This is a genomic window from Kitasatospora sp. NPDC058218, assembly GCF_042882445.1.
In the GTDB taxonomy this organism is placed as follows: domain Bacteria; phylum Actinomycetota; class Actinomycetes; order Streptomycetales; family Streptomycetaceae; genus Kitasatospora.
The window spans coordinates 85845-107918 of the sequence record NZ_JBHVWC010000026.1; the positions used below are offsets into that span (position 1 = coordinate 85845).

Sequence of the window (22074 nt, forward strand, 5' to 3'; positions counted from 1 at the left end):
GTAGGCCGGTACCGGTAGGGCGGGTCGTGGCACCACGGCACTCCCGCTCGTAGCACCACGGCACTCCGGCGAAGGGCCCCGCACTCAGCGGGGCCCTTCGTCATGCCCCGGGGCCGGCGGCCCCGGCGGACCAGACGACCGACGGCGGCCGGACGGCGGCGCAGAGCGGTTGCCCCTCGGCATCGGTCAGACCGAGCCGGGCCACCAGCAGCCCGCTGCGCACGGCCGCCTCGGCGGTGTCCCGCTCGACCGCCGCCAGCATCAGCTTGGCCCGGCGGAACATCGTGCGGCCGCCACCACCGCCCGCGACCCAGGAGAGGTAGACGAACCGGGCACCCGGGCCGCCCTGGACGTACGGGCCGAGGAGGTCCACGCCCGCCGGGAGCGCCTTCGCGGTGCACTCCAGCGTCCAGACCGCCCCGGCCGCGTCCCCGGCCACCGGTTCGAGCAACTCCTCCGGCCTGCCGCGTCGTTGCACGGCGACGTGGATGTCGTCGTAGCCGGGGAAGCCCGGGGCCGCGGGGCAGCTGCGCCCCGGGAGGTCGGTGGCCTCGATCCTGATCCGCACGCTCGTGTTCGCCATGGCACCATCCTGCCGTGCGGCCCCGCGCCGGCCCGGGCAGGCGACGCCCGGGACACGACCGGCAACGCCCGGGGCACGACCGGCAACGCCCGGGGCACGACCGGCAACGCCCGGCGCAGGACCCACGGCGCCGGGGACGCGACCGGTGGCCTCAGTGCAGGACGGGCGGCCGGAGGGCGAGGACGGCGGGCACGGCCTCGGGGGCGGCCAGGCGCAGCAGGCCGTGCCCGATCCCGGCGAGCCCGACCAGCAGCGAGGGGCTGTGGACGCCGCGCGGCAGTCCGCAGACCCAGCCGCGCGCGTCCAGGGCGTCCAGGGTGGCGGCGGCCTGGCGCAGACCGGCCGCCCGCCAGCGGCCACCGGCGAGCAGCAGCGGCTCCAGGTTGCCGAAGTCGCCGTGGCAGAGGGAGAAGTTGAGGCCGAAGCCGTACCGCAGCACGGTGTCCAGGGCGGTGTCGCGCTCCTTGCGCAGCAACTCGCCGTCGGCGTCCGGCAGTAGGGCCCGCACGGCCCCTCCGGCGCCGAGCGGCTCCACCGGGCCCAGCTCGACGCGGGCGAGTGCGATGCCCGCCGCGCCGTGGCACCAGAGCGCCGGGTAGGACGGCGCGTCCGGCCCGTCGTCCTCACGGACGTCGCGCCAGTTGGCCGCGGCCGGGTCGAACAGGGAGCGCTCGTACTCCAGGGCGGAGAGGGCGAGTTCGGGCAACCGGCCGTCGCCGAGCAGGGCGCCCGCCCGGGCCAGGGCCCAGGCGATGCCGGAGCCGCCGTGGGCGAACCCGGCGAGCGGCCGGGAGGCGGCGCCGGCCAGCGAGGCGGGCAGCCAGCCCACGCCGCCCTCGGGGTGCGGGCGGGCCTGCCCGGCCAGCCGTTCGGCGCAGCGTGCCAGCGCGTCGGTCACCGCCGGACCGGGGCGCACCGCGGCCCAGGCGGCGAGGCCGCCGATGGTGCCGGCGCTGCCCGCGATCAGGTCGTGGTGGACGTCCTCGCCCGCCGTGGCGGCGGCCCGTGCCACCAACAGGGCTGCCAGTTCGTCGAGTTCGGGATCGGGACCGGAACCGGACCGGTGGGCGGCGAGCTGGGCGAGGGTGTAGAGCAGGCCGCCGGTGCCCGCCAAGCCGCCGCCGAGGCGATCGGCCCGGCGGCGGATCTGCCGGCGGAGCGTCGCTTCGGCCGCGGTGGCGGCCCGGCGGTGCTCGCGGTCGCCACCGACCCGGGCGAGCTGGTCGAGGAAGAGCACGGCACCGGCGGTGCCGCTGTACAGGTCCGGCCCGAGTTCGGCGGGCGCCCAGCGGCCCGGCGGGGCCCAGTTGGGCCCGGCCCAGGCGAGATCGGCTCGGCCCCGGTACGCCTCGCCCAGCAGCTGCTCGCCGGCTGCCACGGCCTTCTCCAGGGCCCGCGCCCGCAGCCGGCCGAGGTCTTCGGCCGGCTGGCCCGCCGGGAGGTCGTCGGGTGCCGCCGCCGGATGGGCGCGGACCACCGCCTCCGGGCGGGCCGGCGTCGGGGCGGGGGCCGCGGGCCCGGGCTCGCGGGCACCGTCCGCCGTGGTGACGGACAGGCGCAGCAGCTGGACCTGACGGGCGAGGTCCTCGGGGCCGAGCCGGTCCACCTTGGCCAGCGCCGACTCCAGGGCCGGCCGGACCGCGACACCGGGCACCACGGAGCCGTCGGAGGCACGGGCGTCCACGCCGTCCGGCCGGACGGTGAAGACCGGCACGTCGCCGCGCCACAGGTCGGCGCGCTCGTGCGCGAGGAACGGCAGGGCGTGCTCCTCCCAGGCGGCCAGCGCCCAGAGCCGGTCCAGGTGTCGCTCCTGGTCGAGGGCGTCCCGCAGCAGGTCGGGGTGCGAACCGGTGGCGAGCAGACTGCGGTACTCCAGGGTGTCGCGGCGCAGCAGCCTGGTCTCGTCCGCCGCGAAGGACCGCACCAGTGACCGGAGTTGCTCCTTGTCCTCGGCCAGCAGCAGGTACGCCTCGGTGAACCCGGCCTCCAGCTCGGCGGCGTAGTCGGCGGGCCGCAGCGGCTCTCCGGGCGGGACGGGCCGGCTGCCGGCCGCCTCGACGGGCAGCCGCCGGTACTCGATGCGCAGCTCGTCCGTCCCCTCGCCGACCAGCACGGGGACGGCGCGCGGCGGCAGGGCGGCCGGGTCCCAGCCGAGCGCGGAGAGGTCGGCGCCGCCGTTGCCGTCCTCGTCCCACATCCGTTCGGGCAGCAGGCCGGAACGGAGCACTGAGTGGGCAGCGTCGTGGCGGGCGAGGCGCTCGGACTCGGAGAGGTCCTTGGCGGGCTCGTGCAGGTCGGGGTGGAGCAGCGCCTCCAGGTCGATCAGGACGGGCCGGTCGCGGACGGCGATCAGGTTCTGGGCGTGGCAGTCGACCGCGTCGAGCAGGTACAGCAGGGCCGCGAGGGCGCCGGCGCGGTGGTGGAAGTCCCGCAACTCCGCCCGGTCGCGGGCCGGTTCGGCGGTGACGTGGGCCACCCAGCCGTAGCCCTCGCCGAGCAGGTGCGGCAGCACGGGCAGCGGCAGGCGCAGCCGCGGGTTGAGCCGTTCCACGAGCTGCTGGAAGTGCAGCTCGGCGCCGAGCGGGCGCGGTTTGTAGACCACCCGGACGCCCGCCTGTTCCCACCGCAGGGCGCAGACGGTGGCACCGCCGCGGTGCCGGTCACCGAGGCCGGTGGCGAGTTCGGTGAGCCGGCCGAGCGGGCGGCCGTCGGCGAAGGTGCGGGAGAGGGCGGGGAGGTCGGCGGCGAGCCGGCGGAACAGGGTGAGGTGGGTGTCCGTCCACTGCTCCGCGGCCACGGCGAGGCGGCGGGCCAGCACCGGGTACTCGGCGAGGAGTCGCAGCGCGCGCTCGGGCGCGGTGAGCCCGGCCAGGAACCCCCGGTACCGCTCCTCGGCGGTGTCGCCGGTCAACCCGCCCGAGAGCCGGGCGACATGGAGTTCGGTGATCACGGTGCGGACGGCCAGGGCGTGTGCGGTGCCGGTGAGGGCGGGGGTGACCAGCGCGGTCAGCTCCTCGGGGGAGCCGAGGGAGGACAGCGCGGGATCCGCCGTGCCGAGGCCGGCGCGCAGTCGCTCGGCGGCGTCGGCCAGCAGTGGCGCGGCGAGGGCCGCGAAGGCGTGCTGCTCGTCGATCACCGGCGGGCCGGCCGGGGCGGGCGCCTCGAAGGCGGCGGCCAGCCGCTCGGCCCACGGCTCGGGAGCGCCGAGGCGCTCGGCCAGGGCCTCGGGCGGCTCGGCCAGCAGGGCGCGCAGCGCCGCCGGGTCGAGTCCGTCGGCGGCGAGGCGGCGTTCGAACCAGCCCGGCCGGTCGAACGGGGGCTGGGCGCGCCAGCGGTCGAGCACCCGGTCGGCCCGGGCTCCGCGCCCGGCCTCGCTCTCGCTCTCGGTGGCGGGGTCGGTGGCGGGGTCGCCGGCGGCGCTCGGCCGGCCGCGCCGGGCCGGCGGGACGGCTCGGGCCGCGGCCCGCCGGAATTCGGACGCGTCGGGCACGGCCGGCGCCGCCTCTCTGGTCGGTCAGGGGTTCCCCGGGGTCGGGTCTCGGGCGCGCCGGACGGATCGCCGCCTCGGACGTACCCGCTCACGGCGAGGACCGGCGCGGGTGGACGCCCGAGGGGGTGGACGCCCGCGACCCCGGTGGGGCACCCACCGGGGGCTCAGTAGCTACAGAGGCGCGCGCAGCTGGAGTACGAGTCGCAGGTGCTGTTCTGCACCGCGGCGGTCACGTACACCTCGCCCGCCGGGTCCCCGGCCGGGTGGAGCTGGTGACCCTGGCCGAGGGTCAGCCGGTAGTCCTCGTCCTTGAGTGCGCGGACCTGCTCTGCCGTGGGCAGCATGGTGCCTCCTGAAGGGAGTGGAATCCGGTACGGACGTGCCGAACTCCGGATCCTCCCAGCGCACCACCGGCCACACCAGGGTCGTGCGTCCACCCGACCCGGTTTCCGGCCAGGATGGCCCGGGCCACGACTGCGCTGGCCGGAGCCCCTCACCCGGGCCGGGCGGCTCCCGCACCGGCCGCGTTCCCGGCCTCCGGCGGCCCGCAGCCGACCGGAATCCGGACGGCGGCGACCGGGCGGGACGGCCGGGACGTTTGAAACCGCGGGCCCCGGACAGACGCCCGTTCCTGTGGCACGCCCGCCCGGCCGCCGTCAGGATGGGAGGCCAGGGAACAGCCCCGCCCCGATCGGAGTGCGATGACCGACCAGCACAACGTCGTTCTGCTCACCTTCCCGGACCCCTCCGCCTGCCGTCCCGCGTTCGAGGAGGCGGAGCACCTGCCAGGCCTCCGTCAGGCCGCCGTCCTGGAGCGCTCGGCCGACGGCCTGCTGGAGACCAAGGACGGCTATGTCCGCGGGGCCGGTGTGGCGACGGTGGGCTCCGGCGTGGTCGGCGGCCTGATCGGGCTGCTCGGCGGACCGATCGGCTCCCTGCTGGGATTCGCCGCCGGTGCGGCGCTGGGCAACGCCGCCGAGGCGGGTCGCAACGCCACCGGCGGGGCCGGGCTGATCGTGCTCTCCCCCCGGGTGCCGGACGGGGCGGCGATGCTGGTGCTGGACATCCACGAGGCCTCCCCGGCCGCCGCCGACGAGTTCGCCGCCGGGCACGGGGCGACGGTCGAACGGATCGGCGCCGAGGAGTTCGCCGAGCAGGTCCGCGCGGCCGAGCAGCGCGCCGAGGAGTCGCCGGACGACGGGCCGGACCGGACGGGCGGCACCGCGGTGGCCTGACGGCGACCGTCGCCGGGCGGAGCCGGACGGCGCGGGCCGAACCCCGCCGTCGACTCCGTCACGTCGCGGGGCGGATGATCCGCCGGACCAGATCCGGGGTCCACTCCACGTACTCGACCTCGGCGCCGTCGGCGTGCCGGGCGTACAGGAAGCGGCCGGTCGGCGAGGCGGTCTCGGGCGTGGTGACCACGGCGCCGGCGGCCAGTAAGGTCGCCCGGAGTTCGTCGAGGTCGGTGACGACGACGGTCGCGGAGGCATGCGCGTACCGGGCGCGCTCCCCGGCCGGGCCGGCGATCACCAGGAAGTCCCCGATGGCCGCCAACTCGACGGCCTCGAAGCCCAGTCGCAGATCGGGCTCGGCGCCGGTGAGCGTCCGCAGCAGCGGAAGGGCGTCGTCGAGGCTGTCCACCCAGAGGCGAGCGTAGGTCTTCAGCATGGCCATGGCTGCTCCGAATCGTCCGGACCGCGGCGGCACTCGGCGCCGCACGGTCTCCGCCGGTGACCCGCTCAGACTAGGCACGCGAGCTCGGGAGCAGAAGAACGCACCTTCCGGTGACCGAGCCGGCCGGGGCCGCCGGCAGGAACTGCGTGGTGTTCACCGTCCCGGCCTGGACCAGCGGGCCGCCGACCCGTGCCTCGTTCGCCTCGTTCCGGGAGTCGCCCTCCACCGCGGTGCCGTCCGCCCGGACCTGCCACCCCGCCATGCCGCCCACTCCGCCCGCTCCACCCGTCCGGACTCGCCGGGGTGGCCCACGGCACGCGGCCGGCGCGTGCGCATGACGGAGCGTCATGCGCAGGCGCCGGTGGCGGGATGGCTCCCCGCGGCTAACTCGGGGGGACCGGACGGTCGTAGACGTTGTCCGGGGTCGCGATCTCGGTGATCGCCCGGGCGAGCAGGGTGGACGGCTCCTGGCCCTGGAAGAAGACGTCCGTGTTGATCTCGATCACGAGGGTGGCCTGCTGCGCGGGCAGGTGGACGACCACCGTCTCGTAGCCGGGGATGGAGCCGTTGTGGCCGATCCAGCCGCCGGTCTCGAAGATCCCGAGGCCGTAGCTCGTCCCGGGGAAGCCGGTCGGCAGCACCTTGAGCCGCTCCCGCTGGGTCTGCGGGCTGAGCAGCGTCCCGGTGGCGACGATCCTGGCCCAGCGGTGCAGGTCGTGCAGGTCCGAGATCATCGCCCCGGCCGCCCAGCCCCAGCTCGGGTTCCAGTCGGTGGCGTCCGCGACCTCGCCGCTCGGCGTCTGGTCGGTGTAGCCGCGCGCGTGCGGCTCGGGGAACTCGGGCCCGGTCGGGAACAGCGTGCGGTGCAGGCGGGCCGGACGGAGCACCCGCTCGTGGATGAAGTCGACGAGGCTGCGGCCGCTGACCTTCTCGACCACCAGGCCGAGCAGGACGAGATTGGTGTTGGAGTACTCGAACTCCTCGCCCGGGCCGAAGGTGTTCGCGTGCTCGAAGCCGTAGGCGAGCACCTCCCGCGGGGTGAACGGGCGACTCGGGTCGCTCTCCAGCACCCGGACGAAGTCCGGGTCCGAGGTGTAGGGGAACAGGCCGCTGCGCATCTCGGCGAGCTGACGTAGCGTGATGTCGGGACCGCAGGGCACGCCCTCGACGTAGTCGGAGATCGGGTCGTCCAGCCCGATCCGGCCGTCGTCGACGAGTTCGAGCAGCGCGGTGACGGTGAAGGTCTTGGTCTCGCTGCCGATCCGGTGGAAGAGATCGGTGGTCATCGGCCTGCCGGTGGTGGTGTCGGCGACACCGGTCGCGCGGACGTAGCTCCCCTTGCCCGGCATCCACAGTCCGACGGCGACGCCGGGGATCCCGGCCTGCTCGCGGACGTCCTCGATGGCCTTGTCGAGCCGGGCGGTCAGCTCGGGGCCGAGACCGTCGGGCGGGTAGTCGTCCTGGAAGGAGCGGCCGGCGCCGACGGCGTGGACGGCCGTCGCGGGGGTCACCGCTGTCGGGGCCAGCACGGACACCGCGAGGAGCGCGGCGGCGAGCAGGCGGCGGGAGGGGGTACGTCGCATGGCGGGCGCCTCTTCCGTCTCGGGGGATCAGATGGCAAACGTCACCACCAGGACCCCGGGCGGAGGTTCCGGTCCGGTGCGCGTTCCGGCAAATCCACTCGTTCGGAGCCACGCGGTTCCCGGCCGCCCGGGGGCGGTACGGCCTCCGGCCGTTCCGGCGGTGCCGTGCGGACACCGGGCCGAGACCCCTCCCGACGGCCCCGGGCGGCTTCCGACCGGGCGCGAACGCCGAGGTCGGCGGCCGGTACGGCCGCATAACCCACAAGATTCCGCGTCGACTTCTGGCGCAGGTCGCCACCGACGGCCGGCGTCCGAACCGCCGAGGATGTGGACCGGGCCCGTCCGACAAGGCTCCGCGCGTCGACAGCGCCACCCGGGTCGGCCGGGTCACCACCCGTCAGAGCACGTTCCGCACCGCCGCCCCCGCACTGAAGGACCCACGAGTGAGCATCCGCGAGATCAAGCCCGGAAACCGCGGCTACCTGTACGTCAACAGCCACCCGACCGGGTGCGCGGCCGTGGTCGACCACATGTGGGAGCAGGTCCAGGAGGTCGCCACCGACGAGCCCGGCCCGGTCGCCCTCGTCATCGGCTCCAGCGCCGGCTACGGCCTGGCCGCGACCGTGGTCGGTCTGCGCGCCCACGGGATGCGCGGTCTGGGCATCGCCTTCGAGGGCGCCGAGACCGCGCGCCGCACCGCCGGCGCGGGCTGGTACCGCACCGCGCGGACGGCCGCGCTCGCCGCCGAGGCCGGCGCCGACTTCTCGTTCGTCAACGCGGACGCCTTCTCCGACACCGTCAAGGACGCGGCCACCGACCTGCTCGCCGAGCGCTTCGGCAAGGTCGACCTGCTCATCTACAGCATCGCCGCGCCGCGCCGCACCGACCCGCGGACCGGCGAGGTCCACCACTCCGTCATCAAGCCGCTCGACTCCGACTACCGGGCCAAGACCCTCGTGTTCGAGGACGGCGCCCCGCAGATCGGCGACCTGCACCTGACGGCCGCGGACGATGCCGAGCGCGACGCGACCGTGCAGGTCATGGGCGGCGCCGACTGGCAGCTGTGGGTGGACGCCCTGCAGTCCAAGGGCCTGCTCGCCGACGGCTTCCGCACCGTCGCGCTGTCCTACGTCGGTTCGGACATCACCGCGCCGATCTACCGGGCCGGCACCATCGGCGCGGCCAAGCAGCACCTGGAGGACACCGCCCGCACCCTCGACACCCGGCTCGAAGGCGTCGGCCACGCCTTCACCGTGGTCGCCGGCGCAGCCGTCACCCAGGCGTCCACCGCCATCCCGAGCATCGCTCTCTACACCAGCATCCTGCACCGCGTCACCGCCGACCGCTGGCAGAGCACCGTCGACCAGGCCGAGGCGCTGTGGAGCCGGTTGACCGGCCGCGCGGACCTCGGGCTGGACGACCGGGGCCGGGTCCGCCTGGACGACTGGGAGATGGACCCCGACGTCCAGGCGGCCGTCCGCGCCGTGTGGGACCGGGTGGGCGGCGAGTCCATCGCCGTCAGCGCGGACACCGGGTGGTTCCACGACCAGGTCGGCCGGCTCTACGGCTGGAACGTCCCCGGCATCGACTACGCGGTCCCGGCCGAGACCACCGTTCCGTGGCCGGCCGCCCCGTCCGCCGAGGCCTGACCGCACGTCACCCGATCACCGGTCACCGGCTGCCGGGACACACCGGGAGGGCGTCCGAACAACGGCGCCGGCCCGTCCGGGCGCTCAGCGCGAGCTGTCCCGGACGACCAGTTCGGCCGGCAGCACCAGCCCCTCCCCCGGCGGCCGCTCACCCCTGACCTGGGCCAGGAGCCGCCGCACCAGTCCGGCCGCGATGGCCGGCAGGGGCAGCCGGACGGAGGTCAGTGCGGGGTGCAGGTGCCGGCAGAGCGGCGTGTCGTGGAAGCCCACCACCGCCACGTCCCGGCCGACGGTCAGGCCTTCGGCACGGACCGCCTCGTAGACGTCGATGGCCAGCAGATCACTGCCCGTCGCGATGGCCGTCGGCCGGTCGGCCCCGCGCAGCAACGCCCGCACCGCCGCGACGCCGGCGCCCTGCCCTCCGGTGCTCGGTGCCCCGGCGCCCCGCTCCCCCGGCTCCACGACGGTCATGCCCAGCCGGTCCGCCTCCGCGCGGAAGCCCTCGCGCCGGTCCGCCATCCACGGCAGCGCGGCCGCGCCCCCGACGAAGCCGACCCGGCGGTGGCCCTGGGCCGCGAGGTGCCCGGCCACCTGCGCCATGGCCGCGGTGTTGTCGATGTCCACCCAGTGCTGCGGGCCGGCGGCGCCGGTCCGCCCGAAGGCGGCGAACGGCACCCCGGACCGCACGACGTGGGCGACCCGGAGGTCGTCCCGCAGGACGTCCGCCAGGACGAGGCCGTCCACCTGGCGGGCCGCCAGCAGTTCGTCGATCGCCGGCCGCGGGTCCGCCGTGCCGGGCGCCGGGCGGAAGAGCAGCACCCGTTGCCCCTCGGCGCCCGCCGCGTCGACCAGCGCCTCCAGGAAGCCGGCCATCAGCGGGTTGGGGTCGAACGGGTCGTCCACCGGGGCGAGGTAGCCGAGCGTGCGGCGGGCCCCGGTGCGCAGTGAGCGGGCCGACTGGTCCGGCTGGTAGCCGAGCCGCTCGATGGTCGCGGTGACCCGGGCCAGGGTTTCCGGCCGGACCTTCTGCGGTGCGTTGATGGCGTTGGAGACGGTCTGCCGGGAGACCCCGGCCGCTCTGGCGACCTCCTCGATCGTGGTGGCGCCGCGACGCGGCCGGGACACTCCCTCGGACATGGGTCCTCCGCTCGGTCGATCAGGGGTCGTGCGGTCACACGGCCAGGCAATCACACGACCGCCCCGGGCCGGTGGCCGGTCCGGGCCGGTACGGGCGCGACGGCCGCCCGACCGGCCCGGACGCCGGGTTCAGGGCCGGCGCAGCGTCAGCAGCCCGCCGCGCGGCACGGCCACGACGGCCGCCCCGGTCAGGTCGAGGACGCCCTTCCGGAGCACACGCCCCCGGGCGTCCTGGACGGTGGCCTCCGCCTCCCCCGAGCCGCCCAGCAGGTGGACCTCCGGGTCGGCGTCGGCGTTGGCGACCAGCAGCGTGCGCCACGACCCGGCGACCGCCCGGACGGGCAGCGGGGCGTACCGCCCGACCGCCACGGTGTCCGGGCCGACGGCCGTGACCATCGGGTAGCCGAGGTCGGGACGGTCCGGGCGCAGCTCGCCGAGCTGCAGGGTGGCGAGGTGCTCGCGCACGAAGCCGAGCCAGAAGGCGAGGACCTCGCGCTGCTCGGGGGTCTGGGCCGCCAGGTCGACCGAGATCTGCGGCACCGAGAACAGCACGTTGATCAGGTGGCAGGCCACCTGCTCGGGCGGCTCCGCCGGGTGCCACATGAGCATGTCCGCATGGACCGCCATCGGCCCGGCGACCAGTCGGGTGTCGATGGTGCGCTGGCGGTTCTCGGCCGGGCTGAGCGGGCAGTCGGTGGCCCGGACCATGGTGGTGTAGGGCCAGAGGCCGGGGCTGACGTAGGGCTGACGGTGCTCGATCATGGCCTGCGGGCGGGCGGCGGTGATCCGGCTCCGGATCCCGCCGAGCAGCCGCTCGACGCCCTCGGCCACGGTGGCGCAGTCCGCCTCCGGCCCGGCCGGGGGCGGGTCCTGGACGTCGAACCAGTCCACGAAGTCGACCTTCAGCCCGTCCATCCCCCACTCCTCGACGGCCCGGGCGAGGCGGTCGGTGAGGTGGTCGCGGACGACGGCGTAGCGCGGGTCGGCGACGATCACGCCCATCCGGTCGTCCTGCTTCAGCGCGTAGCGGCCGAGCTTCTTCGCGGCCTCGCTGTCCTGGCCGATGAACGGCAGGGCGTACCAGAGCATGTACTGGACCCCGAGGTCGTGCACCCGCTGCACGTGGGCGGCGGTGTCGGGCAGCGAGATCGGCTCCCAGTCCCCGCAGTGGGCGTAGCCGCGGGTCCGGTCGCCGGTCATCCAGCCGTCGTCGACGATGATCAGGTCCAGCCCCAGCTCCTTGCCGAGGGCGGCCTGGGACTCGACCGCCGCGGGGCTGACGTTCTGGTGCATCGAGTACCAGGTCGAGTACGCGGGCAGGCGGGCGGCGTCCGGGACGTGGGCCTCCCGGCCGGCCCACCACCAGCCGGCGATGCCGGCCAGACAGCGGGCGAAGTGCCGACGCGAGGTGTCGATCCGGACGGTCAGCCGCCCGGTGGCCTGCACCCAGAACCGGAACTCGGCGCTCTCCTCGACGACCCCGGCACCGGCCAGCACGTCCGCCCGGTCGGCGGCGAAGGCGCAGATCGCCACGTCGCCGGTGCCGACGAGGGCGGCGACCGGTGCGCCACGGGTGAGGGACACCCGGCGCGGCGCGCTCCAGCTCGCCGGCAGCCAGCCGGTGAGGCTGCTGTCCGGGCTCCAGAAGGCGGTCGCGTCGACGCACGGGACGCGCCACTCGATCCGCACCTCGCCGTCGTCGGCCCCGGTGACCTCGACGACGCCCTCGTCGGTCACGCGCGCCGTGGCCTCGCCGGTGACCAGCAGGTCCAGTCCCTCGACGGCCAGCGGGCGGGGGCGGCCGGCGGCGGCCGCGCCGGCGTGCGGCTCCCAGATCTCTTCCATGGTCAGCCCTTCGTAGCGCCGGCCAGCAGGCCGGAGATGAACTGCCGCTGAAGGACCAGGAAGAGGACCATCATCGGCACGGTGGAAACGGCGGTCCCGGCGAGGATCGCGCCGTAGTCGGTGGTGGCCTTCATGCCGTGGAGCGTGGCGAGCGCCACCGGCAGGGTGTGCATCTCGGCGCTGCGCAGTGCGATCAGCGGCCAGACGAACTGGTTCCACGAACCCAGGAAGAGGAAGATCGACAGTGCGGCGAGCACCGGGCGCATCACCGGGACGACCACGCTCCACAGCACCCGGAACTCGCCGGCGCCGTCGACCCGGGCGGCGTCCAGCAGTTCGTCCGGCATCCCGCTGAGGGACTGGCGCATCAGGAAGATCGCGAACGGCACGCACAGGCCCGGCAGCACGACGGCCTGGTAGGTGTCGAGCAGGCCGAAGGACATCATCATCTTGAACAGCGGCACCAGCATCACCTGCTCCGGCACCACCAGGGTGGAGAGCAGCACCGCGAACAGCACGGTGCGGCCCCGGAACCGGAACTTGGCGAAGGCGTAGCCGGCCAGCAGGGCGACGATCAGCGCGCCCACCGTCTGCAGCCCGGCCACCAGCAGCGAGTTGAAGAGCACCCGGCCCAGCCCGATCTTGGCCTGGAGGCGGTCGACGTTGTCGCCGAAGGCGTCGCCGGGCAGCAGCGCGGGCGGCCAGGAGAAGATCTCGCTGTCCTTGTGGCTGGCGGCGACCACCAGCCAGTAGAAGGGGCCGACCGAGAGTCCGGCGACCCCGGCCAGCACGAGGGTCAGGGGCAGGCCGCGCAGCCGCGTCTTCCGGGCGCTGCGGAGGCCGCCGCGCCGACGCCCGCCCTCCGTGGTCACGGTGGTACTCATGAGCGCTCTCCCATCAGGCGCATCTGGAGGGCGCCGAGCACCGACACGATCAGCGTGAGCGCGTAGGCGATGGCGGAGGCGTAGCCGAAGTCGAAGTACCGGAAGCCGTTCTGGTACAGGTACATCGAGACGGTGAGGGTGGCGTTGTCCGGGCCGCCGTGGGTCAGCACGTAGGGCTCGTCGAACAGTTGCAGCGTGCCGATGGTGGAGAGCACCACCGTGAAGAGCAGCACGGGCCGCAGGGCCGGCACGGTGATCGACCAGAAGCGGCGCAGTGGTCCGGCGCCGTCCACCATCGCGGCCTCGTACAGCTCCTTGGGGATGCCCTGCAGGCCGGCCAGGTAGATGACGGCGTTGTAGCCGGTGTAGTGCCAGGTGAGGACGAGGACGACGGACATCCGGGACCAGAACGGATTGCCGAGCCAGTCCACCGAGGGCAGGCCGACGGCGTCGAGGAGCCAGTTGACGGCGCCCTGGTCGGTGTTCAGCAGGAAGGCGAACATCACGCCGGTGGCCACCAGGCCGGTGACGGAGGGCATGAAGACGCCCAGCCGCCACACGGCGCGCCAGCGCACGAAGGCCGAGTTGATGCCGACGGCCAACAGGAGCGCCAGCACGAGCATCAGCGGCACCTGGACCACGAGGATCACGCCGGTGTTGCGCAGGGCCGTCCAGAACAGCGGGTCGTCCAGCAGTCGCCGGTAGTTGGCCAGCCCGGCGCCCTTGGTGGCCGAACCCGCGCCGGTGGTCAGCGAGAGCAGCAGCGAGGAGATGATCGGGTAGGCCTTGAACACCGCGAAGAGGATCAGCGCGGGGGCGAGCAGCACGTAGGGCAGGGCGCGGCGACGCAGCACCGCCCGGCGCCGGGCCGGTGTCGCCACCGCCCCGACGGGCTCGACGAGTCGGGCGGTGGCGGTCATGCGATGGTGCGCCCGGTCTGCTGGCCGAGCTGCTTGGCCGCGTCCTGGAGCACGGCCGCCGGGTCGGCGCCCTTGACGAGGACCTTGACCTGGGCGTCGCTGGCGAGCTTCAGCGCGCGGGCGTAGTCGCCGGAGTAGTTGGTGGCGTCCGCGCCCTCGCCGAGCAGGTCGGCGAAGGTCTTCAGGACGGGCTGACCGCCGTAGTAGCGGTTCGGCGCCGCGTACATCGGATCCGCGTAGGCCGCCGTCAGGGAGGGGAAGACGCCGCCGGCGGTGAACATGCCGTTGACCGAGGCCGGCCGGGTGAGCGCGTACTCGACGAACTTCCAGGCGGCGACCCGGCGCGGGCTGGAGGCCGCGACGGCGAGGTGGGTGGAGTTGACGATCGCGGCGCGCTTGCCGCCGGCGGTGACCGCCGGGGGCCGGGCCAGCCGCCAGTTCCCGCTCTGGTCGGGGAGCTTGGTCTCCAGGTAGTGCGCGGCCCAGGCGGGCAGCGGGGCGACGGCGACCTTGCCGGCCTTCACCAGGTTGAGCCAGCCCTGGTCACCGGCCGCGTCGCCGACCAGCCCGGCGTCGTCCAGGCGCTTGAGGACGGTGAGCGCGCGTACCGCCTCCGGGGAGCCCAGGGTGATGGCGCCCTTGAGGTCGAAGTAGAACGCACCCTGGAGCTGCATCAGCGACTGCAGGAAGTCGAGGTCGGCCTCGGGGGTGGCGGGCTTGTTGATGCCGATCAGGGATATCCCCGGGTTGGCCGCCTTGAACGCGTCGGCGCCGGCGATCACGTCGTCCCAGGTCTGGAAGGTGCTCGGGTCCAGGTTCGCCTTGTCGAAGTAGTCCTTGCGGTAGTAGAAGCCCAGCGGGTTGACCTCCCAGGGCAGCGCGTAGGCATGGCCGTCCTTGCCGCTGACGACCGGCCAGAGCCCTTGGACGAACTTGTCCTTGTGGGCGTCGGCGCCGAGCGCCGAGAGGTCGGCCAGGCCGCCGGGGAACTTCTCCAGGTAGCCGGGGAGGTAGTCGCAGCCGATGTGCAGCACATCGGCGAGGCCCTGCCCGCCGGCTGCCAGGCCGACGGTGATCTTGTCCCAGATGGCCGGGTTGCCGACGTCCTGGACGTCGATCTTGATCCCCGGGTTGTCCTTCTCGAAGGCCGGGACGACGCCGCGCAGCGCCTGGGCCGCGGTGGTCCAGGACCAGACGGTGACGGTGCCGGTGGCGGCGTCACCGCCGGAGCCGGAGAGGGAGTCGGACCCGCCGCAGGCGGCGAGTGCGCCGCCCGCGGTGAGGGCGAGTGCGCCGGCGCCGGTGGCGCGCAGCAGGTCCCGGCGGGAGACAGATGACATGGCTGACCTCTCTGAGGGGTGGTGGTGGGGTGGGGCACGACGCCCCCGCGGGTGGTGACGGGGTGCGACGGAGAGCTGGAGCGACGGGCGGGGCCGGTCTGGCCGACGGGGTGGGCGGACGGGGAGGCCCGGGGCGGCCGGGGCCGGTCAGCCCGTGGGCACCGCGCGCAGTGCCTCGGTGAGTCGGGCGACGGCGTCCGGGCGGTCGGTGGAGGCGTGCGGCGAGAGCCGGACCCAGGGCGTGCGCAGGGTGGTGGCGAGGCCGGCCGCCGTGAGGGCGTCGTGGACGGCCTGCGGGTCGGCGCCGGGCAGGTGGAAGCGGGCGATCCCGCTGCCCGTGGCGGATCCCGCATCCGCCCGCCACCCCGGCGAGCCGGCCGTCGACCCGCCGCCCGCCGTCCGCGCACCCACCGTGCGGGCGGCGTCGAGCAGGGCGTCGAGCGTCTCGCCGATCCGGGCGTTGATCGGCCCGACGCCGACCGCCCGGACGAGGTCCAGGGCCGCGCCCAGGGCCGCGACGGCCGGTCCGTCGGGGTTGGTGAGCGTGTGGGCGACGGCGCCCGGCCGGGGCGGGCGCGGGTGGTCGCTCGCGCCGATCGGGTCGATGACGCCGGACCAGCCGCCGAGCCCGGGTTCGAGCAGCCCGGCGACGCGGTCGCGCACCATCAGCAGCGCGGCTCCCCAGCCGGCCCGGAGCCACTTCTGGCCGCCGGAGGCGAGCACGTCGGCGGCGTCGGCGTCGAACTCGACCGCACCGAGTGCCTGGATAGCGTCCACCACGAGGACCCGGTCCGGTCCGATCACCTCCTTGATCGCGGCCAGCGGCGCCCGGAAGCCCGTCGCGGAGTCCACCGCGCAGACCGACACCGCCCGCACCCGGTCGTCCAGGTGGGCCCGGACGGCGTCGGCGGTGACCGGGCCGTCGATCAGGCGCACCGTGAGGCGGCCGTTGTCGGCCGCGCGCAGCCAGGGATAGACGGCGCCGGGGAAGTCGTCGCGCCCGACCAGGACGACTCCCTCGCCCCGGACGGCGTGGGCGGCCGCGAACATTCCGTGCGAGGTCGACCCGACGAAGGCGATCTCGTGCGGCAGGCAGCCGAGCAGCTCCGCCGCCGTCCGCGCCGTCCGCGCCACCGAGCGGTCCAACTCGGCCAGGGCCGCGAGACCCTGGCCGTGCATCAACTCGGCGGACCGGGTCAGCACCGTGCGCACGTCGGCCGACACCGGCCCGACCCGAGCGAAGTCCAGATAGCCGGCCGGCTCGTCGAACTGCCGCAGGTACTCGGGGAGGGTCCGCGCCGACATGAGACAGCCCTTCGATTTGAACGTTCAAACAGACATAACTCATCAGAACCAAACAGGTTTCAACGAGAGAGCCATAGTGAAGCTCGCACCCCGGGCAACGTCAAGACCTCGCGCGAAGAACACGAATCGATAACAGGCGTGCAATCTCTTGCAAGTGCAATTTCACATTACTATGTTACGAACTGTCACCCTCCGCTTGCCGTCGCTCGGCAGGCCACTCGCCGCCATTCCTCCCCCTCCGGCGGCCCGGGCACGACACCCCCACGCATGACACCTCCACGCCCCCACCAGGAGTTCCCGGTGCCCACCTCCAGAACCATGCGCAACACGCTGCTCTCGGCAGCCCTGGCCACGGCCCTCGCCGTGCCGCTGGTGCAGAGCGCCCAGGCCGTCGGCGCCGCGCCGGCCGTCACCGTCCGGGAGCTCGCCGCCGGCGCCCCGGCGCAGACCCCCGACCCGGCCGCCGACCAGGTCGCCCACCGGGCCGCCCCCGGCGGGCCCACCACCGTCGGCCCGCAGGGCGGGCCCGGCGCCGCCGCGCTCCAGCCCACCACCGGCACCCCCGAGAGCGACCCGGCCGAGGCCGCCCTCGCCGCCGTCACCGCCCAGGCGACGCCCTGCCCGCCCGAGGTGTTCACCTCCCTCACCCCGGCCCAGCTGGCGGACTTCCTGACCGACCGCAGCCACAGCTACCAGGACTGCCTGCGTCCGCTGCTGACCAGTTGGAACGTTCAAACCGCCAAGGTCATGACCCCCGCGCACGTCCAGGCCGTCGCCGCGCGGATCAGCCAGCTCTCCTCGCGCTTCGACAGCGCCAACAACCTCAACCAGCAGGAACTCTGGTACTACCTGCACATAGCCGTCTACTTCGACTTCTCCTACGACGAGATCAACCTGGGTGACGCCGGCACCGTCGCCGCCATCGACCGTGCCATCCGCGACTACACCGCCAACCCGCGGGTGTTCGAGCCCACCACCACCAACGGCTCGACGATGGGTGAGCTGCTGCAGACCGGCAGCGCCCCCGGCCTGCGCCTGGCCCGCATCCCGCTGGTCAAGCAGATCGTCCGGACGTTCGCCCCCGGCAGCACCGTCATCGGCGACCAGGGCTGGAACTGGGCGGTCCAGGGCGCCCTGCAGATCAACTTCCAGGGCATCAGCAACGTCGGCGAGGACCCGCAGGGCCTGTTCCGCGCCGCGGTGGCCGCCGACGCCGACTACCGCGAGGCCTTCCGCGCCTACGCCGGCTACGCCCACCTCAAGGGCACCTACAGCGAGTGGGCCGCCTCCGACGCCATGCTGGAGTACGGTCGCTTCGCCCAGATCGACGCCCTGAAGGCCGAGGTGAAGTCCCGGATCGGCGCCCAGCTGGAGCTCACCGCGGCGACCTTCGGCCGGATGAGCAAGCCCTGGGCCAACCTGGTCGGCCCGGTCAACGACCTCGGGCTCTGCGCGCAGTACGGCGTGTGCCGCGCCGACATCGAGAAGGCGCTCTTCCCGAACACCTTCAGCTACGACAACGGCACCCTGGTCGTGCGCACCGCCCTCGACCGGGCCACCGCCGACCAGCTCTACTACGCCACCAAGCAGGTCAAGGCCCAGTTCTTCCGCGTCCTGGGCACCGACCAGCCGATCGCCGGCGACGACCACCCGGTGCTCACCGTCCAGCTGTACGACACCAAGAGCCACTACCAGGCCTTCCAGTCCACGCTGTTCGGCATCGGCGACGTCAACAACGGCGGCATGTTCCTGGAGGACCGCTCCACCTTCTACACCTACCAGCGGACCACCGAGGAGTCGTACTTCAGCCTGGAGGAGCTCTTCCGCCACGAGTACACGCACTACCTCAACGCCCGCTGGGCCATCCCCGAGTCCGGCTACACCAGCCGCTGGCCCAGTGACGCGACCTTCGCCATGAACGAGGGCACCGCCGAGTACTTCGCCGGCTCCACCCGCGACGGCGGCGTGAAGGCCCGCAAGTACATGGTCCGCCAGGTCGGCTGGGACGACGAGGCCGGGACCCCGCGCCTGACCGTCGACCAGGTCCTGCACGCCACCTGGGCCTCCCAGGGCTTCCGCGCCTACCCGTACGCGGCGACCTTCTTCAACCTGCTCGGCGAGAAGCACCCCGACCAGCTGGCCGAGATGTACCGCCTGCTGCGCGCCGACGACAAGGCCGGCTACGACGCCTGGCGCGACCGCCTCGGCCGGGACGCCGCGCTCCAGCGCGAGTACAACGCCTACCTGGACGCCGAGATACCGCTCGCCGACTCGCTCTACGTTCCGGTGACCAAGTACACCGCGAACGGCTACCTGCAGTACGCCTGGGCCTCCGAGGTCCAGGCCGCCTTCGCCACCGCCACCCAGAACGCCCCGGTCTGCAAGGACAACGGCGACTGGAACAGCAAGATGCGCTTCAGCTGCTCGGGTCGCATCACCGCCAACCTCACCAACGCGGCCGACCCCGGCCGGGTCCGGGCCGACATGGCCGCCACCGTCGACACCTACCTGCTCAACCGGGGCGGCGGCGCCGCCAACAACCTGGCCGACATGAACTGCTGGTTCGGCAAGGTCGACGTCTGGCCCACCGGCCAGGCCGGCACCGCCGACTACAACTGCGAGGGCCCGCTGCGCCGTTGACGGACGGGCCCGGCCCGGCCCGGCACCCGCCCGACGGCGGTACCGGGCCGGGCCGGGTCGGTCCCCGGCGGGCTCAGTCGTGCGGCGGCAGCCCGCTGATCTGGTGGTCCGCGACGTTGAGCGCCTCGTTGACCAGCCGGCGCAGATGTCCGTGCCGCAGGGCGTAGACGACCCGCCGCCCGTCCTTGCGGGTGGTGACCAGGCCCGCCAGCCGGAGCTTGCCCAGGTGCTGGCTGACCGACGGCCGCGCCGCGCCGCACGCCTCGGTCAGCGTCGTCACGTCGGCCTCGCCCTCCCCCAGGCGCTGCATCAGCGCGAGCCGGGTGCGGTCGGCGAGCAGCGCGAGGATGGCGGCCGCCGTCTCCAGCCGCTCGTCGTTCCCCGTCGGCTCGTCGTTCGCCGTCGGCCACCCGTGGCCGGCCGGCCGCCCGTCGTCGCCGGGGCGCGGCCCGGCGCCCGGCCGTGGCTCGCCGGCCGGCCGCCGCTGGCCGCCCGGCTGCTGCGACCGATGTGCACCTGATAGCCGAAGGCTCCCGCTCATGGCCTCATCGTAGAGGGCTCACCCGTTCGCGTAAGGCGCTGGACGCCGGCCGCGCGCCCCCTCCGCGCCTCCGCACGCGGCACGGCACCCGAATGAGTCGCCGCCGGTCACCGGACAGCTTCGGACACGGAGCAACAATGAGTGCCCCACCACTCACCTACCGGAGGCAGCCCATGCCCATGCTGGCGATCAAGGGAACGTACCGGCTCATCGGCAGCGACCCCGACGGCGACACCGTGCACTTCCTGCCGCAGGATCCGGGTTTCTGGTGCGACGTCCCCGGCAAGAACCGGGTCGAACGCAACAGCCGCGGCGGCGGCAAGATCCGCATGGAGGGCATCGACGCGCTGGAGACCCACTACTCGGGCGTCGGCCCCGACTCCGTCCAGCAGCCGCTGGACCTGGGCGCCGCCGGCGCCCGCAACGAGCTGATCTCCTGGCTGGGCTTCACCGACGTCGTCCGGGGCCCGGACGGGAAGGTCACCGGCTCGACCCCCGAGGTCGTCCCCGGTTTCATCCTCGCCAGTGGCGCCGACACCTACAACCGCTGCATCGCGCTGGTCGGCCGGGGCGACCTCCCGGCGAACGTCCCGAACGGCCGGCGGATCGACGTCACCCCCGCCCTGCTGCACGAGACCGCCAACCACCACCTGCTCTCGCTCGGCCTGGTCTACCCGACCTTCTACAACAACCTCCCCAAGGAGCTGCGCCTCGACATGACCGCCACCTCCCAGCAGGCGCGGGCCACCAAGGCGCCCACCGGCGTCTGGGCCCACGACGTCACCACCGACGGCGCCACGATCGACGACCTCGAGTCGATCACCAAACACCAGGTGATCCTGCCGAAGCTCTTCCGCCGCCTCGCGGACTACATCCGCCTCTTCGGGCCCTCGCTCACCTGCTTCCCCGCCTATCTGGCCGGTGAGGGCGAGGAGTTCTACCTCCCCGAGCAGACCACCTCCGTCAGGGGCCTCCAGCGCGTCGTCGAGATCAACGGCAACACGATCAGGATGACCCGGAACATCGAGGACATCGTCCTCGTCGAGAAGTGACCGCCGTCCGCCGACCGCTCCCTCCCGCGTGCGGCGCGACGCCCGCGCCGCACGCCCCTGTCGTGCTCACCGCTCCCGCAGGTCCGTCACCCGGCGGATCTTGCCCACCGAACGCTCCAGGGTGTACGGCTCCACCACCTCGACCTCCACGCTGACGCCGACCCCGTCCTTCACCCCCCGGGCGATCGCCGCCCCGGCGGCCTCCCGCTGCTCGGGCGCGGCGTCGGGGCGGGCCTCGACCCGGACCGTCATGTGGTCCAGCCGGCCCCGGCGGGTGAGGAGCAGCTGGAAGTGCGGCGCCACGGCGGGGGTGCGAAGCAGGATCTCCTCGATCTGGGTCGGGAAGACGTTCACCCCGCGCAGGATGATCATGTCGTCGCAGCGGCCGGTGACCTTCGCCATCCGCCGGAAGGCCGGCCGGGCCGTCCCGGGCAGCAGGCGGGTGAGGTCGCCGGTGCGGTACCGGATGACGGGCAGCGCCTCCTTGGTGAGCGAGGTGAACACGATCTCGCCGCTCTCGCCGTCCGGCAGCACGTGGTCCGTCAGCGGGTCCACCACCTCCGGGTAGAAGTGGTCCTCCCAGATGTGCAGCCCGTCCTTGGTCTCCACGCACTCCTGCGCCACGCCCGGGCCCATCACCTCGGAGAGGCCGTATATGTCGACGGCATGGAGGTCCATCCGCTCCTCGATCTCGCGGCGCATCGCCTCCGTCCACGGCTCGGCGCCGAAGATGCCGACCCGCAGCGAGGTGCTGCGCGGATCGACGCCCTGCTTCTCGAACTCGTCGAGGAGGGTGAGCAGGTAGGAGGGGGTGACCATGATGATCTCGGGCCGGAAGTCCTGGATGATCTGCACCTGCCGGGCCGTCATGCCGCCCGAGGCGGGGATCACGGTGCAGCCGGCCCGCTCGGCGCCGTAGTGCGCGCCCAGGCCGCCGGTGAACAGCCCGTACCCGTAGGCGACATGCACCTTGTGGCCGCGCCGGCCACCGGCCGCCCGGATGGAGCGGGCGACGACGTCGGCCCAGACCGAGAGGTCGTGGTCGGTGTACCCGACCACGGTGGGACGGCCGGTGGTGCCGCTGGACGCGTGGATCCGCCGGACCTCCTCCATCGGGACGGCGAACATCCCGAAGGGGTAGCCCTCCCGCAGGTCGGCCTTGGTGGTGAGGGGGAACCGGGCCAGGTCCGCGAGGGTCCGGCAGTCCTCGGGGCCCACCCCGGCCGCGTCGAACTTCCTCCGGTAGAGTTCGACCTGGTCGTACGCGTGGCGCAGGGTGGCCCGCAGGTGCTTCAACTGGTGCTCCGCCAGCTCCTCGCCGGTCATCCGCTCCCCGGCGTCGAGCTGCTCGGCCGGGAGCGGCTCCCCCCGGCGCGCACCCGGGCGGGACGGGTCGGTCGCTCCAGCGCTCATCGCGTCTCCTTGCCG

The 22074-nt window shown here is 74.1% G+C and carries 18 protein-coding genes; 4 read left to right on the forward strand and 14 right to left on the reverse strand.

All coding sequences use genetic code 11. From position 1 onward, the window contains the following. Window positions 1-100: 100 nt before the first annotated feature. The 3 genes from ACFVYI_RS18500 to ACFVYI_RS18510 form a co-directional block, all read right to left on the reverse strand. Window positions 101-583: a DUF5990 family protein gene (locus ACFVYI_RS18500; protein ID WP_387886600.1), complete on the reverse strand. Its 483-nt coding sequence runs from the start codon at window positions 581-583 to the stop codon at window positions 101-103. Window positions 584-734: 151 nt separating this feature from the next. After that, window positions 735-4073: a type 2 lanthipeptide synthetase LanM family protein gene (locus ACFVYI_RS18505; RefSeq protein ID WP_387886602.1), complete on the reverse strand. Its 3339-nt coding sequence runs from the start codon at window positions 4071-4073 to the stop codon at window positions 735-737. A gap of 164 nt (window positions 4074-4237) precedes the next feature. Then, on the reverse strand, window positions 4238-4417 hold the full coding sequence (locus tag ACFVYI_RS18510; RefSeq protein WP_360637660.1) for a hypothetical protein: 180 nt from the start codon (window positions 4415-4417) through the stop codon (window positions 4238-4240). Between the two features lie 357 nt (window positions 4418-4774). Between ACFVYI_RS18510 and ACFVYI_RS18515 the strand changes: the two genes are divergently transcribed. After that, entirely contained in the window at window positions 4775-5308 is a 534-nt protein-coding gene (locus ACFVYI_RS18515) for a histidine kinase (protein ID WP_387886605.1), read from the forward strand. A gap of 58 nt (window positions 5309-5366) precedes the next feature. Here the strand turns inward: ACFVYI_RS18515 and ACFVYI_RS18520 are convergent, their stop codons facing one another. The 3 genes from ACFVYI_RS18520 to ACFVYI_RS18530 all read right to left on the reverse strand — a co-directional run bounded on the left by ACFVYI_RS18520 (window position 5367) and on the right by ACFVYI_RS18530 (window position 7333). Further along, window positions 5367-5750, reverse strand: a complete 384-nt coding sequence (locus ACFVYI_RS18520; protein WP_387886608.1) for a VOC family protein — start codon at window positions 5748-5750, stop codon at window positions 5367-5369. Between the two features lie 70 nt (window positions 5751-5820). Beyond that, window positions 5821-6012, reverse strand: coding sequence for a hypothetical protein (locus ACFVYI_RS18525; RefSeq protein ID WP_387886610.1), 192 nt, complete (start codon window positions 6010-6012; stop codon window positions 5821-5823). 121 nt (window positions 6013-6133) lie between these two features. Continuing rightward, window positions 6134-7333 (reverse strand): serine hydrolase domain-containing protein, encoded by a 1200-nt coding sequence (locus tag ACFVYI_RS18530; RefSeq protein ID WP_387886612.1) that lies wholly within the window; start codon window positions 7331-7333, stop codon window positions 6134-6136. A 443-nt stretch (window positions 7334-7776) separates the two neighbouring features. Between ACFVYI_RS18530 and fabV the strand changes: the two genes are divergently transcribed. Beyond that, window positions 7777-8982 carry an enoyl-[acyl-carrier-protein] reductase FabV gene (gene fabV, locus ACFVYI_RS18535; protein WP_387886613.1) on the forward strand — a complete coding sequence of 402 codons (1206 nt, stop codon included), beginning with the start codon at window positions 7777-7779 and terminating at the stop codon, window positions 8980-8982. Window positions 8983-9066: 84 nt separating this feature from the next. Here the strand turns inward: fabV and ACFVYI_RS18540 are convergent, their stop codons facing one another. The 6 genes from ACFVYI_RS18540 to ACFVYI_RS18565 all read right to left on the reverse strand — a co-directional run bounded on the left by ACFVYI_RS18540 (window position 9067) and on the right by ACFVYI_RS18565 (window position 16413). Next, the gene (locus ACFVYI_RS18540) at window positions 9067-10119 is read right to left on the reverse strand and encodes a LacI family DNA-binding transcriptional regulator (RefSeq protein ID WP_387886615.1); all 1053 of its coding nucleotides are present in this window, start codon (window positions 10117-10119) and stop codon (window positions 9067-9069) included. A gap of 129 nt (window positions 10120-10248) precedes the next feature. Further along, on the reverse strand, window positions 10249-11964 hold the full coding sequence (locus ACFVYI_RS18545; protein WP_387886618.1) for a glycoside hydrolase family 36 protein: 1716 nt from the start codon (window positions 11962-11964) through the stop codon (window positions 10249-10251). A 2-nt stretch (window positions 11965-11966) separates the two neighbouring features. Further along, window positions 11967-12848, reverse strand: coding sequence for a carbohydrate ABC transporter permease (locus ACFVYI_RS18550; RefSeq protein ID WP_387886620.1), 882 nt, complete (start codon window positions 12846-12848; stop codon window positions 11967-11969). Continuing rightward, window positions 12845-13768, reverse strand: a complete 924-nt coding sequence (locus ACFVYI_RS18555) for a carbohydrate ABC transporter permease (protein WP_387886622.1) — start codon at window positions 13766-13768, stop codon at window positions 12845-12847. Before ACFVYI_RS18555 ends, ACFVYI_RS18550 begins: the two co-directional genes overlap by 4 nt. Then, window positions 13765-15108, reverse strand: a complete 1344-nt coding sequence (locus tag ACFVYI_RS18560; RefSeq protein ID WP_387886625.1) for an extracellular solute-binding protein — start codon at window positions 15106-15108, stop codon at window positions 13765-13767. The genes ACFVYI_RS18555 and ACFVYI_RS18560 overlap by 4 nt, the downstream gene beginning before the upstream one ends. Window positions 15109-15255: 147 nt before the next feature. Then, complete coding sequence (locus tag ACFVYI_RS18565) at window positions 15256-16413, reverse strand: aminotransferase class V-fold PLP-dependent enzyme (RefSeq protein ID WP_387886627.1); 1158 nt, start codon at window positions 16411-16413, stop codon at window positions 15256-15258. 300 nt (window positions 16414-16713) lie between these two features. On the opposite strand from ACFVYI_RS18565, the gene ACFVYI_RS18570 reads away from it, so the two are divergent. After that, a complete protein-coding gene (locus tag ACFVYI_RS18570) occupies window positions 16714-19053 on the forward strand; it encodes a collagenase (protein WP_387886630.1) in 2340 nt (779 codons plus the stop codon). A gap of 73 nt (window positions 19054-19126) precedes the next feature. On the opposite strand, the gene ACFVYI_RS18575 is transcribed toward ACFVYI_RS18570, so the two are convergent. Continuing rightward, window positions 19127-19420 carry an ArsR/SmtB family transcription factor gene (locus tag ACFVYI_RS18575; RefSeq protein WP_387886677.1) on the reverse strand — a complete coding sequence of 98 codons (294 nt, stop codon included), beginning with the start codon at window positions 19418-19420 and terminating at the stop codon, window positions 19127-19129. Between the two features lie 347 nt (window positions 19421-19767). Here ACFVYI_RS18575 and ACFVYI_RS18580 point away from each other — a divergent pair, with 347 nt between their 5' ends. After that, window positions 19768-20646 (forward strand): nuclease, encoded by an 879-nt coding sequence (locus ACFVYI_RS18580; protein ID WP_387886633.1) that lies wholly within the window; start codon window positions 19768-19770, stop codon window positions 20644-20646. A 66-nt stretch (window positions 20647-20712) separates the two neighbouring features. Here the strand turns inward: ACFVYI_RS18580 and paaK are convergent, their stop codons facing one another. Next, on the reverse strand, window positions 20713-22059 hold the full coding sequence (gene paaK / locus ACFVYI_RS18585) for a phenylacetate--CoA ligase PaaK (protein WP_387886636.1): 1347 nt from the start codon (window positions 22057-22059) through the stop codon (window positions 20713-20715). Between the last annotated feature and the right edge of the window lie 15 nt (window positions 22060-22074).